The sequence below is a fragment of the Bradyrhizobium liaoningense genome, from assembly GCF_018130955.1.
Taxonomy (GTDB): domain Bacteria; phylum Pseudomonadota; class Alphaproteobacteria; order Rhizobiales; family Xanthobacteraceae; genus Bradyrhizobium; species Bradyrhizobium liaoningense_C.
In genome coordinates, this window is record NZ_JAFCJM010000035.1 from 70080 (window position 1) to 82705 (window position 12626).

Genomic DNA, 12626 nt, shown 5'->3' on the forward strand with positions numbered 1-12626 from the left:
CGGCCGTGAACGAGCTCCCGAGTGCCCTTGCGACGCTCTCATACGATCCGGACGATGATGAAGCAGGCGAGGGCAAACAAGACGACGAATCCCCAAAGAATCGACCATCGTTTGACCGCGATCAGCGTGCCGCCGCCGATGGCGAAGAGGCCGGTGGCAAGAGCGCCGTAGATATTGACTCGCGCCGCACTGAACGGGCTCTCCTCCGAGAGCGGGATCGAGACCTGGAAGATGATGCAGGCCGACACCAGCAGCAGCACATAGAGGGCGACGCCAAGGCTGATGCTCTGGGACGCCGCGAATTCCCTGGCGATGTTCTGGGTCAGTTGGAATTGCAGCGGACCGCGCTCCAGTGTCTTGGCGCGCTCGACGGCCTGGTTGAGCCAAGTTTGATGCGCGAGATCGATCGCGTAAAGCACGATGATCAGAATCACCAGCATGCAGAGCAGCCAGCTCTTGGTGAGATTGGCGGAATGCGTCGTGACGCTGAAGACGAAGGTGGCTGCGCCGACCACTGCGGTGATGAAGCCGAATCCGGTCTTGCGAATGTCGACCAGGAGCTTGTCGCAACGGTCGATGGTGTTGCGGCACTCCTTCCATTCGTCGAGCGGGCTTCCGAGCGACGAGACGGGCGTGCCGGCCGGCAGCAGGGTCTCGATGTTCTTCATGATCCCGGTCGTGAGCGTCACTGCCTGCTCGATCGCCGGCGCGAGCTGCGCGTCGGGCGCGTTCTTCGGCGCGGTTGCCGCGTCCTCAAGGTCGGTCAGCGCCCGTTCGGCGGCGGTGACCTTTGCGCCGAGCTCGTCGGCGCTGCGCCTTGCGATCACGGCGGCTCGACCGAGCGTGTCATGTGAGGCCAAAAGGAGATTGAGAGCGTTGTCGCGATCTGTGCTCATGTCGGTTCCTTCAAATTCTTGAAGTATCGCAGTCATGGCAATGGTCGCGGGCCGGGGGCATTCCGACCCGACTACAGCGCAGGGTAGCAGATCTGCAATCTGCGCGCGATTATGGTGCGAGCGTGGAGGTTGTTCTAAATAAATCTTGAAATGTAAGGTAGGTCACACGCCTTGCGGGTAGATCGCGTCATCGTCCGCGCCGGTGCCGGCCGACAGATGAAGCCGCATCGATCCACCCAACCGCAAGGAGGCAATCATGAGCAACGCTGCAGACCGCGAAGAGATCGTCCGCAAGTTCCTCGGCTCGAAAGTGTTCGACTTCGGCGCTTTCGGCAAGTTCGTCGCGGAGAACGGCACCAGCATCGCGAGCGCCAGCGACGGCGAGTTTGGCTTCGTGATCGGCCATCGCTTCATCCGTTATTGCATTCCGCCGCAGGTGAGCGTGATCCAGGAGCTCGACCCGGCCGTGATGCGGGGCGAGGTCACCGGCGGCCGCTGACGCCGCCGCATCGTTCTAGCGCGGCCTTGCCGCTCGAATGGACCATCGGCTTAAGTTCCCTCGCATCGAGGCGCCCATGCAGAACCCACACGATCACAAGGCCGCGCTAGATCGCCTTCTCAGTCACGCATCCGCTCCGCACCAGGCGGAGTTTCGCCAGAACCTTCTCCAGCGCCTGCACCTCGCCTTGCGGATTGCCGGGCGCACCGTGCAATTCCTCGGCACCGACGGGTTTGACGGATCGGATCATCCGGACGGCAATTTTGCCGCCGAGAAGCCGCTCGCGGAAACCGCCATGCTGCTCTACACGGCTGGCCGGCACGCCGCCGATCCTGCCCTTCGAGAGGTGTTCGACGCGGCGATGGACGATCTCGCTCCGCACGCCCGCTCGCAGCGGATGCGATGGGATGTCGTGCGCTATCCCTCGGTCTGCCTGCAACTCGCAACCCCGCACATCCTGCTCGGCGCCTTGGGCCGGGGCGATGCCCGTTTCGACGCGCTTCTCGCCGAGAGCGCCACATCGTCTGTGAGCGGGAGTCACGAGGTGGTGCCATATCGCGAGCTCGAGCTGATGTGGCTCGAGGCGCTGTGGCGCAACGAAGCGCCGCGGCCCGGCTTTGCGGAGGTCGCACGCAAGACGGCGCTCGGCCGCGCCATCGATCTCCTCAACGGCACCCGGGAGGATGCCTACGCCCACACCCATGCCGCGATGTACTACACCGATTTCGGCAACCGGCAGGGCAACCTGCCGCGTCCCGCGCACGAATTCCTCGACGAGTCCGCCGCCGTGCTCGCCCGCGCGCTGGTCATCGAGGACTACGACCTCGCCGCCGAAGCGCTGATGGCCTGGCCGCTGCTGTCGACGAGCTGGAGCCCGGCGGCGGCGTTCGGCTTCCGCGTCATCGCTTCGCTCGAGGACAAGGTCGGCTTCCTGCCGGCGGGCCGCTCGGCGTCGAGCCAGCTCCTGCGGCTTGACGGCCACGACAGGACCAAATGCGCGCTCGCCACCTCCTATCACACGGCTTACGTCATGGGCATGCTGTGCGCGGTTGCGCTGAAGCCCGGCATGGCCTCGCCATACGCGACAACCGGGCCGGCCTATTCGATGTCGCTGGTCGGCGATCTGCGTGCCCGGATCCCGGCGGGATCAGCGCATTGGGAGCAGGTGTTTGCCGCCTTGCGCCCGGACGAGCAAGCGGCCCTTGCGCCGTTCCTGCTCGACGTCGCCCTGATGCAGTCGAGCCGCAAGGGCGATGCCGTGCAAATGGCGCGCCTGCTGCAAATGGCCCTCACGCATGGCCTCGCCGACACCACCCTGTGCGCGCAGGCCGCCGGGCTCTTGACGCGCATGGGCGCGCTGGTCGCGCCCGACCGTTGACGACAGGGGCCTGTCACGGCCGGCGCGCCAGCCGATCGTCGACTGCATAGAGGCTGCAACCATCAGCCCATTTGCCGCACGCCGCGAGCGCATCGGCTTGCGCGTCCGCCGGGCTCGCACGTCCGGAGCGCCAGCCGAAGGCGCCCTTCGGCGAGATGGCAAAAGCCTTGTGGGGCAAGATACTGGCGAGATAGCGCGCGAACTCGGCTTTGCCACTCTCCGAGAGCTGGCCCGGCACCGGCAGCCGATCCGGCGGGCTCAAGATCTCCCGCGGCGCGAGTTTTTGCTCGCGCAGGAAAGCGTCGACGAACGGGGTCCATTGCGGCCGGCTGGTCGTGGAGTAGAGAAAGTGGCCGTCTTCGCCAAAGGCCGGCGCGTCGACGAAATTCGCATTGCCGCCATTGCTCCGGAACGCGTCGCGGAAGCGATGCACGAGGCTCGGGGCAAAGTACATGTCGTTGGCGGCATAGACCCACAGCGTCGGCACGCGCGAGGTCTTGCCGAAATTACCGAAGGCCTGCACCAGCGCGTCCGGATTGCAGACATTGTTGTCGCTGGACGAGCCGCGGCCGCCGGCAAAATTGATCCCGGCGACGAGGCCCGGCGGGGCCTGCGCGGTCAGCGCGATGGTGGCGAGCCCGCCGGCGGAGTGCCCGACCGCGATCATGCCGCTCGGGCTGATGTCGTCCCTCCGCAGCATCGCATCGATCGCCGCGCGCAGATCGGTGACCGCCACGGCGGTTGCAGCAATGTAGTCGGCGCGGGCGCAGGTGCCATAGCTGTCGGCCCTTCCGCCGGGGGAGGTGCCGTAGCCCCGCCGTAGCACGATCAGCGCGGCAAAGCCGCGGCGGGCGAATTCGAGCGCGATCGCATAATATTTGCGCGCCGACATCGTCGCACGGTCGTCAAAGGCCCGTGGCGTGCCGTGGCTGATCAGGGCGAGCGGATAGCGCCTTGAAGGCGCGGGCCGCACCATGAACGCCTCGAGCCCCGGCGGCCCGGCCGCCGCCATCGGGATGCGCAGATCCTCGGTGTAGAATTCGGCTGCGGTGGCCCGATGCGGTGCGCTCGCGACAGCAAGCCAGGCAATCAGCATCACTCGCAGCCGGCGCGCGGAGGTCATGGATGGTGATTCGAGGCCCCTGTCGCGCCGACCATAACAAATCGGCGCGACGGCGGCGAATGGGCGCGCGACCCGGTCCGATGACGTCGGGCGAAACCTGCCTGCGGGGGCGGCGTCGTATCCGCGGGCTCGGCTATCTCAGCGTCTGCAGATAGGTGATGACGTCGGCGCGATCCCTGGGCTCGGGCAGTCCCTTGAAGAACATCTTGACGCCATGAACGTCGCCGCGGGGGTCGGCCAGGTAGGCGTCGAGCGCCGTCGCGGTCCAGACATCCTTGTTGGCCTTCATCGCGTCCGAATAGGCGAAATCCGGAACGGAGGCCGGCGCGCGGCCGACCACGTTCCAGAGACTCGGGCCGACCTTGTTCACCCCGATCTCGACTGCGTGGCAGTTCTGGCAGGTTCGCGCGAAGACGACCTTGCCTGCGGTCGCATCTCCCTCCGCAGCAAAGGCTGCTGATGCAGCGCTGCTCAGCAGCGCGACGATTATCAGACGTCCGATCATCTCAAATCCGCTCCTTTGAAAACGACCGGCAAAATCCGGGAAGACCCGGCCGTTCCGTGAAACGGAGCCAGCGTGCCCATGGCGCGGACAGGCTACCTTGTCCTGCATCAAGCGAAATACGGCACCAAAGTACGAGACCGGCTTCGGCTCTGTCCGATGGATCGTTCGGCGATGCGCGCGCGTTGTCGGCCTGGCCGGGCTTGGCGAGGGCTTCACCGATGGTATGGTATCCGAGGCGATCGTTTGAAAAATGTGAGGATATTCCAGGTGGCTGATGTCAATCCCGCGGCGGGCAAGGTGGCTTCACCGGATGCGCTCGCCAACATTCCGAGGCTGGTTGCGGCCTATTTCGCGGGCAAGCCTGATCCGGCCGATCCGTTGCAGCGGGTGGCGTTCGGAACCTCGGGCCATCGCGGCACCTCGCCGAAAAACTCCTTCAACGAGGGCCACATCCTCGCGACCACGCAGGCAATTTGCGACTACAGAACGGAAAAGGGGCTGACCGGCCCCTTGTTCATCGGCATCGACACCCACGCGCTGGCCGAGCCTGCGCTCATCAGTGCGGTCGAGGTCTTTGCCGCCAACGGCGTCAACGTCATGATCGACCAGGCCGGCGGCTATACGCCGACACCGGTCATCTCGCATGCGATCCTCAGCTACAACAAGGGCCGGGACAGCGGGCTTGCCGATGGCGTCGTCATCACGCCCTCGCATAATCCGCCCGAGGATGGCGGCTACAAGTACAATCCGCCGCATGGCGGGCCTGCCGACACCGACGTCACCGGCGTGGTCGAGAAGCGCGCCAATGCCTATCTCGCCGATGGGATGAAGGGCGTCGCACGCATCGACTATGCGAAGGCGCGCAAGTCGGCCTGCGTCCACCTCCACGACTACATCACGCCCTACGTCGCCGATCTCGGCAGTGTCGTCGATCTCGAGGCCGTCAAATCGGCCGGCGTCACGATCGGCATCGATCCGCTCGGCGGCGCCGCCGTGCATTACTGGCATCCGATCATCGAACGTTACGGGCTGAAGGCGACGGTCGTGAACGAGGCGATCGACCCAACCTTCCGCTTCATGACAGTCGACTGGGACGGCAAGATCCGCATGGATTGCTCCTCGCCCTACGCCATGGCGAGCCTGATCGGGATGCGCGACCGTTTTGACGTCGCCTTCGCCAACGACACCGACGCCGACCGCCACGGCATCGTGACGCGCACGAACGGCCTGATGAATCCCAACCACTACCTCGCGACCGCGATCGCCTATCTGTTCGCACACCGGCCGCAATGGGGCGCAAATGCCGCGATCGGCAAGACGGTGGTGAGTAGCTCGGTCATCGACCGCGTCGCCAAGAAGCTCGGCCGCAAGCTGGTGGAGACGCCGGTCGGCTTCAAATGGTTCGTCGACGGCCTCGTCACGGGCAGTTTTGGATTTGGCGGGGAGGAGAGCGCCGGCGCCTCCTTCCTCAAGCGCGACGGCAGCGTGTGGACCACGGACAAGGACGGCATCATCCTCGGGCTGCTCGCCGCCGAGATCATGGCCAAGACCGGCCGCGATCCCAGCCAGCTCTTCGGCGACCTGACGGCCGAGCTCGGCGTGCCCCATTACGCGCGCATCGACGTCGCCGCGACTCCGCCGCAGAAGAACGTGCTGAAGTCGCTCACGTCGGAGCAGCTCGGCCTCAAGGAGCTCGCCGGCGATCCCGTCCGCGCCACCATGAGCAAGGCGCCCGGCAACGGCCAACCGTTTGGCGGCATCAAGGTCGAGACCGATTTCGGCTGGTTCGCCGCCCGGCCCTCCGGCACCGAGGATGTGTACAAGATCTACGCCGAGAGTTTTCGCAGCACCGATCACCTGAAGCGGATCCAGCAGGAAGCCCAGGCTGGGCTCGCGAAGGTGTTCGGGGCGTAGAGGCGACGTGCCAATCGTCAGCCTGGAACAAACGTCAGCCTGACGGCGTCCTCCGGGATCCTATCACTTGCGATCAGGCGCAGCGGCGGCCGCGCTCCCGCGAAGTAAGGCTTTCCTCCGCCGAGCACGAACGGGCGAAGATAGAGGCGATACTCGTCGATCAGGCCGAGGTCGGTCAGGCTCCCCGCCAGTTCCGGTCCGGCGACGTCGATGTCGCCTTGGACGTCGGCCTTCAGCCGTCGGACGAACGCTTCAACGTCGCCGGATATCAGTGTCGCATTTGGGCCGACCGACTTCAGCGAGCGTGACACGACCCATTTCGGCTGCGCCCGCCACGCCTGCGCGTAGTCTTGCGCGATCGCATCCCACTCGGAGCGATCCTCGTCCCAATACTGCATCATCTCGTAGATGCGGCGGCCGTAGAGGCAGCCGGCGAGACCCCGGATGTGATCGTTGAAATGGCGATGAAGCATGGGGCCGGGCATGGGCAACTCCGGGCCGTCAGCCCGGCCCGCGACATAGCCATCCAGCGACTGCATCATTCCGAAGACGAGTTTGGCCATTGCCGGCCTCCTTTTTCCGCCGGCCCATCTGCCGCCTCATTGGAATGACGAGTGAGCGTGTCGGAAACCGACGCCGCCCCGCGGTTTCTTTATCAATCGCAATTGATGTATACATAAAGTGATAAAAAGGTATTTAGATACTCATATTTTTACTACATAGTCTGATACTGTATACATACCGTATCCAATTAACCTGGGAGAACGCCGTGACAAAACCATTCCCGATGAATGCCTGGTACGCCGCGGCCTGGGACGCCGACGTCAAGCAGGCGCTGCTGCCGAGGACCATCTGCGGCAAGCATGTGGTGATGTACCGGAAGGCAGACGGTGGCGTGGTCGCGCTGGAGGATGCCTGCTGGCATCGCCTCGTGCCGCTCTCCAAGGGGCGCCTGGAAGGCGACACGGTGGTCTGCGGCTATCACGGCCTCAAATTCAATCCGCAGGGGCGCTGCACCTTCATGCCCTCGCAGGAGACCATCAACCCGTCCGCCTGCGTCCGCGCCTATCCGGCCGTCGAGCGCCACCGATTCATCTGGCTCTGGATGGGCGATCCCGCGCTCGCCGATCCCGCGCTGGTGCCGGACCTGCACTGGAACGACGATCCGGCCTGGACCGGCGACGGCAAGACCATCTACGCGAAATGCGATTACCGCCTCGTGGTCGACAACCTCATGGACCTCACCCACGAGACCTTCGTGCACGGCTCCTCGATCGGCAACGACGCGGTGGCCGAGGCCCCGTTCGACGTCACCCATGGCGAGAAGACCGTCACGGTGACGCGCTGGATGCGGAACATCGAGCCGCCGCCGTTCTGGGCGAGGCAACTCGGCAAGTCGGGTCTCGTGGACCGCTGGCAGATCATCCGTTTCGAGGCGCCGTGCACCGTCACGATCGACGTCGGCGTGGCGCCGGCCGGCACCGGCGCGCCGGAAGGCGACCGTTCGCAGGGCGTCAACGGCTTCGTACTCAACACCATCACGCCCGAGACCGAGAAGACCTGCCATTACTTCTGGGCCTTCGCGCGCAATTATCGCCTTGGCGACCAGCGGGTCACGACCGAGATCCGCGAGGGCGTCTCCGGCATCTTCCGCGAGGACGAACTGATCCTCGAGGCGCAGCAGCGTGCCATGGACGAGAACCCGGACCGCGTCTTCTACAACCTGAACATCGACGCCGGCGCGATGTGGTCGCGGCGGCTGATCGACAAGATGGTCGAACGCGAGACCCCGCCGCAGCTCCAGGCCGCGGAGTGACCATGGCCGAGCGCGAGGTCGACCGCTCCGTATCGCAGACGGTGAAGGCGCAGCTTGCGTTGCGCGATCTGATCTTGTCGGGCGGCTTGCGCCCGGGCGAGCGCATCTCCGAGCTTCAGGCGGTGGAGTCGACCGGCGTGTCGCGCACGCCGGTGCGCATGGCGCTGGTGCGGCTGGAGGAGGAGGGCCTCTTGGAGGCTATCCCCTCCGGCGGCTTCATGGTGAAGGCGTTCTCGGAGCGTGACATCCTCGATTCCATCGAGCTGCGCGGCACGCTGGAAGGCCTCGCGGCACGCTTTGCCGCCGAGCGCGGCGTCACCGCGCGCGACCTCGAGCCGCTGAAGGAGTGTCTCGCCGCGATCGACGAGCTTTTGCGGCAGGTGCCGATCTCGGTCGATGCGTTCTCGTCCTATGTGGCGCTGAACGCGCGCTTCCACGCGCTGCTCACGGAGCTGTCGCGCAGCGCGCCGCTGATCCGGCAGATCGACCGCGCCTCCGCGCTGCCGTTCGCCTCGCCGAGCGGTTTTGTGATGGCGCAGTCGGCACTGCCGGAAGCGCAGCAGATCCTCATCATCGCGCAGGACCATCATCGCATCGTGATCGATGCGATCGAGAACCGCGAGGGCGCGCGCGCCGAGGCCGTGATGCGCGAGCATGCGCGGCTCGCCGGCCGCAATCTGCGGCTCGCGCTGCGCAACCGGACCCATCTCGAGCTGCTGCCGGCGCTGGCGCTGATCACGACCGCCGCGACCATATAGGGGGAGTGCCATGCGATTCATCGAAACCTGGACCCCGGCCACGCTGGTTGCGACGCGCGACCTGTCGCCGGCAATCCGCGAATTCCTGATCAGGCCGGACGATTTCAACGCCGCCGCCTATCCCGTCGGCAGCCACATCAACGTCGCCGTCACCATCAACGGCCAGCCGGAGACGCGGTCCTATTCGCTGGTCGGCGAAGCCGATCCGCGCGGCCTCAAGATCGCGGTGCGCCGCGCCGAGGATTCCCGCGGCGGCTCGCGCTACATGTGGCAGCTCTCAACCGGCGCGCGGCTCGAGATCACCCAACCGGCTTCGCTGGTGTCGGTCGACTGGACGCGCGGGCATTACTGCCTGATCGCCGGCGGCATCGGCATCACGCCGATCGTCGGTGCCGCGCAGGTGCTGGCCCGCCGCGGCGCCAGTTTCACGCTGCACTACGCCGTCCGGTCGCGCAGCGATGCCGCCTATCTCGACGAACTCGCCGCCTTGCTCGGCGACCGCCTGGTCGTACATGTCGGCGAGGAAGGGAAACGGCTCGATCTCGATGCTCTGTTCGCCTCACTGCCGCAGGAGACCTTGGCGCTGTTCTGCGGCCCGATGCGAATGCTGGACGCCGCGCGCCATGGCTGGATCGGCGCGGGGCATGCGCTGTCAGATCTCCGCTACGAGACCTTTGGCTCCAGCGGTACGCTGCCGACCGAGACCTTCCGGGTGCGCCTGAAAGGCACAGAGCTCGAGTTCGAGATCCCGCGCGAGCGCTCGATGCTCGACGTGCTCAACGCCGCCGGCCACGAGGTGATGTACGACTGCAAGCGTGGCGAATGCGGCCTCTGTGCCATCGACGTCGTCGCGGTTGAAGGCGAGATCGACCATCGCGACGTCTTCTTCAGCGACCACCAGAAGCAGGAGAACACGAAAATCTGCGCCTGCGTCTCGCGCGCCCGCGGCACCATCACTGTGGACACGCTGCACCGGGCGGATGCGGTGTGAGCGGGCAGGGCGCGTACTCACAAACGTCCGCTTTGCTCCAAGCCGACATGGCCGCATGTCGGCTTTGTCCGAGCATCGTCCCGCTGATCATGCCCACCTACTTGCGCCGCCACGACTCGATCAGGGCCGCGAGCCTGGCGTCTAGCGCTTCGTCACCGTCCTTCAGATCTGCTTCGTACCGAAACCAATAATTGCCCACCAGCGCGCGGTGGGTACAAAACCTTGCGTCATCGAGCCGACACATGACAAGCCGCGTGGGCTCTCCGTTCGAATTCAGACGTGCGAAGTAATGGTCGACGCGAGTCGGTCCGCCAGCTTGCAACGTATAGCGCAAGTCAAACGATTGATACCCGCTACGGTCCGGGCCAGGACTCATTTGAGATCGGTACTTGCGCCATGACTTCAAGGCAGGATCAGCGACGCCGCTTTCTTCGTTCGGAAGAATGCGGACCTGTTGAATAAAGCGACAGTCAGTGTCGGCGCGCCCTTTGAGATTCGACAAGCAGAGATCGATCGTGAGGCCGATCTCACTTGGCATTTTATCTGGCGGTACCCCAACACGGAAATCGGCGTACTGCCAAGGCACGAGGAAAGCCTCCGAGCCGATATGCCGCTCGAAATAGTCCGGTCCGGGTTCTACAAAGGATCGGGCTACTTGGGTGCCAGCAAGGGCCGTGCCCCAAATCACAAGAACCAACACTGATGCGGTGGCTCGAAACTTCAGGGCAAGTGCAAACGACGATGCCACTGCGGCCAGAGCGCCAGAGGCAAGAACAACTCTGGAGGCTCCAATATCATATGCATCCAACGTCGCCTGCGGGTGCGCGGGGAAATAGAATAGGCCGAGCCCCGCAGCGCCTCCGATAAGAAGGCATACAGGGACCGATACCACAAAGAAGATCCAGCCGACGACAACGAACGTCTTGGCGCGGCTCCGAAGGATTCTCACGATCGCTACAGCCAAAATTGTGGACCAATCGCCTGCAATCTTAGCAGCAAGGGCCTGCGAATGGCTACTGGCGGTGCAGAGCTCTCGCGAGGCACGAGGTGATGTACGCTGCAAGCGCGGCGAATGCGGCCTCTGCGCCATCGACGTCGTCGCCGTCGACGGCGAGATCGACCACCGCGACGTCTTCTTCAGCGACCACCAGAAGCACGAGAACACAAAGATCTGCGCCTGCGTGTCGCGTGCGCGGGGCACCATCACCGTGGATACGCTGCACCGGGCGGATGCGGTGTAAGGAGCGCGGGCGTGTAGCCCGGATGGAGCGCAGCGAAATCCGGGGATCGTGCATCCGTGCGAGGCTCGTCCCGGATTGCGCTACGCTCCATCCGGGCTACGGCGCTATTCGATGACCTCGTCTGCCATCAAAAGCACGCGCTCTGGAATAGACAGGTTCATGGTTCTTGCGGTTCGCAAGTTGATGACCATCACAAACTTTGTAGGCTGCTCGACAGGCATTTCAGCCGGACGCCCACCCTTGAGGATGCGATCGACGTAGTGCGCGGCCCTGATAAAAACGTCGTGGATGTCGGGGCCGTAAGCCATCAGGGCGCCCATCCCGGGATAGGTACTGACCTGATAAACCGCTGGCAAATTGTATTTGATAGCAAGCGGTGGGAGAGCCGCTCTCGGCGGATCGGCCAGGACATAGACGACATCGCAGCGCGCGGCCTTCATATTGGCGAAAGCGCCTTCAAGGTCTTCCGGATTTGGTGCGACGAAGGATTCTGCCACGATGCCAACTGCGCCGGCTGCTCGAATGGCGGTCGCAACCCGGGGCGGGTGCGAGGGGTTGGCTGACGAAAGGATGCCGAGCTTCCTTGCTTGGGGAAAAACGAGCTTAACGACATCCAACATCTTTGCCGTAAGGTCATCGAACATGTTCGCAATGCCGGTAATGTTACCTCCCGGACGGGCAAAGCTTTGCACAAAGCCGAGACCGACAGGGTCGGTCGACGGTGCCATGATGATGGGAATTGTAGTCGTCAACTTTTGTGCCGCAGCAATAGCGGGCGTGGCTTCGGCCACGATTACATCGGGATTAAACGCGATGACTTCGGCGAGTAGTCTGGGCAACTCTGCATAACGCCCGTTGGCTTCGCGAAAATCGATGACGAGGTTTTTGCCTTCCTCGTAACCCAGAGTTTTCAGGGTATCTTTGATCCAATCCCGGATTCGGTCGCCCGGGCCTGACGTCACAATAGCAACGCGGGGCACACGCAAGGTCTGTCCTCTGGTGCCCTTAACCGTGCTCAGAAAAGCAACGCAGCCCGCGAGAACCTTGCGGCGTGTGATCGTCAACTTCATGGATCGCCCCACGCAGGTTGTCAGCCGGCCGGAACCTTAGCATGCAAGGGAGAAGATCGCCGCGAAAACATGCTGGAGATTGGTAGTCCTCGACGCCCTGCTACACGAATGCGGCCTCTGTGCCATCGACGTCGTCGCGGTCGAGGGCGAAATCGATCACCGCGACGTCTTCTTCAGCGATCACCAGAAGCACAAGAACACCAAGATCTGCGCCTGTGTGTCTCGCGCGCGGGGCACCATCACCGTGGACACGCTGCACCGGGCGGATGCGGTCCGAGCAAGCTGGGGCGTGTACTGTTGCGTCCGCTCTGCTCCTGGAAGGCGACCTTGAAGCCGACATGGCCGCATGTCGGCCCTGGGCCGATTTTGTTGCAGAACTGTCTTGAGGAGCCGAGCGAACCGTGATTCCGTCGAGGTGAAGCGGCCATCGACGGA

13 protein-coding genes and 1 pseudogene are annotated in these 12626 nt (G+C 64.3%); 8 read left to right on the top strand and 6 right to left on the bottom strand.

Annotation, left to right across the window (positions count from 1 at the left end):
- Positions 1–38: 38 nt before the first annotated feature.
- Entirely contained in the window at positions 39–896 is an 858-nt protein-coding gene (locus JQ632_RS25455; protein ID WP_212405328.1) for a hypothetical protein, read from the bottom strand.
- Between the two features lie 256 nt (positions 897–1152).
- On the opposite strand from JQ632_RS25455, the gene JQ632_RS25460 reads away from it, so the two are divergent.
- Together JQ632_RS25460 and JQ632_RS25465 are read left to right on the top strand one after the other, a co-directional pair.
- Positions 1153–1395: a hypothetical protein gene (locus tag JQ632_RS25460; protein WP_212405329.1), complete on the top strand. Its 243-nt coding sequence runs from the start codon at positions 1153–1155 to the stop codon at positions 1393–1395.
- A 76-nt stretch (positions 1396–1471) separates the two neighbouring features.
- On the top strand, positions 1472–2773 hold the full coding sequence (locus tag JQ632_RS25465; protein ID WP_212405330.1) for a DUF6895 family protein: 1302 nt from the start codon (positions 1472–1474) through the stop codon (positions 2771–2773).
- 13 nt (positions 2774–2786) lie between these two features.
- Here JQ632_RS25465 and JQ632_RS25470 read toward each other — a convergent pair whose 3' ends face one another.
- Positions 2787–3896, bottom strand: a complete 1110-nt coding sequence (locus JQ632_RS25470) for a S9 family peptidase (RefSeq protein ID WP_212405331.1) — start codon at positions 3894–3896, stop codon at positions 2787–2789.
- Between the two features lie 133 nt (positions 3897–4029).
- The gene (locus JQ632_RS25475) at positions 4030–4401 is read right to left on the bottom strand and encodes a cytochrome c family protein (protein ID WP_212405332.1); all 372 of its coding nucleotides are present in this window, start codon (positions 4399–4401) and stop codon (positions 4030–4032) included.
- 267 nt (positions 4402–4668) lie between these two features.
- Between JQ632_RS25475 and pgm the strand changes: the two genes are divergently transcribed.
- On the top strand, positions 4669–6315 hold the full coding sequence (pgm, locus tag JQ632_RS25480) for a phosphoglucomutase (alpha-D-glucose-1,6-bisphosphate-dependent) (protein WP_212405333.1): 1647 nt from the start codon (positions 4669–4671) through the stop codon (positions 6313–6315).
- A 17-nt stretch (positions 6316–6332) separates the two neighbouring features.
- Here pgm and JQ632_RS25485 read toward each other — a convergent pair whose 3' ends face one another.
- Positions 6333–6878 (bottom strand): dihydrofolate reductase family protein, encoded by a 546-nt coding sequence (locus JQ632_RS25485; RefSeq protein WP_212405334.1) that lies wholly within the window; start codon positions 6876–6878, stop codon positions 6333–6335.
- A 206-nt stretch (positions 6879–7084) separates the two neighbouring features.
- Between JQ632_RS25485 and JQ632_RS25490 the strand changes: the two genes are divergently transcribed.
- Genes JQ632_RS25490 through JQ632_RS25500 form a run of 3 tightly spaced genes read left to right on the top strand, consistent with a single transcriptional unit; the run spans position 7085 to position 9880 of the window.
- A complete protein-coding gene (locus JQ632_RS25490; protein ID WP_212405335.1) occupies positions 7085–8131 on the top strand; it encodes an aromatic ring-hydroxylating dioxygenase subunit alpha in 1047 nt (348 codons plus the stop codon).
- Between the two features lie 2 nt (positions 8132–8133).
- Positions 8134–8889, top strand: a complete 756-nt coding sequence (locus JQ632_RS25495) for a GntR family transcriptional regulator (RefSeq protein WP_212405336.1) — start codon at positions 8134–8136, stop codon at positions 8887–8889.
- A 10-nt stretch (positions 8890–8899) separates the two neighbouring features.
- Positions 8900–9880: a PDR/VanB family oxidoreductase gene (locus tag JQ632_RS25500; protein ID WP_212405337.1), complete on the top strand. Its 981-nt coding sequence runs from the start codon at positions 8900–8902 to the stop codon at positions 9878–9880.
- A gap of 97 nt (positions 9881–9977) precedes the next feature.
- Here the strand turns inward: JQ632_RS25500 and JQ632_RS25505 are convergent, their stop codons facing one another.
- Positions 9978–10844, bottom strand: a complete 867-nt coding sequence (locus tag JQ632_RS25505) for a hypothetical protein (RefSeq protein WP_212405338.1) — start codon at positions 10842–10844, stop codon at positions 9978–9980.
- Positions 10845–10848: 4 nt separating this feature from the next.
- On the opposite strand from JQ632_RS25505, the gene JQ632_RS25510 reads away from it, so the two are divergent.
- The gene (locus tag JQ632_RS25510; protein WP_409363514.1) at positions 10849–11121 is read left to right on the top strand and encodes a 2Fe-2S iron-sulfur cluster-binding protein; all 273 of its coding nucleotides are present in this window, start codon (positions 10849–10851) and stop codon (positions 11119–11121) included.
- Positions 11122–11225: 104 nt separating this feature from the next.
- On the opposite strand, the gene JQ632_RS25515 is transcribed toward JQ632_RS25510, so the two are convergent.
- Positions 11226–12191, bottom strand: a complete 966-nt coding sequence (locus JQ632_RS25515) for an ABC transporter substrate-binding protein (protein WP_212405339.1) — start codon at positions 12189–12191, stop codon at positions 11226–11228.
- A 100-nt stretch (positions 12192–12291) separates the two neighbouring features.
- On the opposite strand from JQ632_RS25515, the pseudogene JQ632_RS39645 reads away from it, so the two are divergent.
- Positions 12292–12522 (top strand): annotated as a pseudogene (locus JQ632_RS39645) (hypothetical protein); the annotation flags it as partial.
- Positions 12523–12626: the final 104 nt, after the last annotated feature.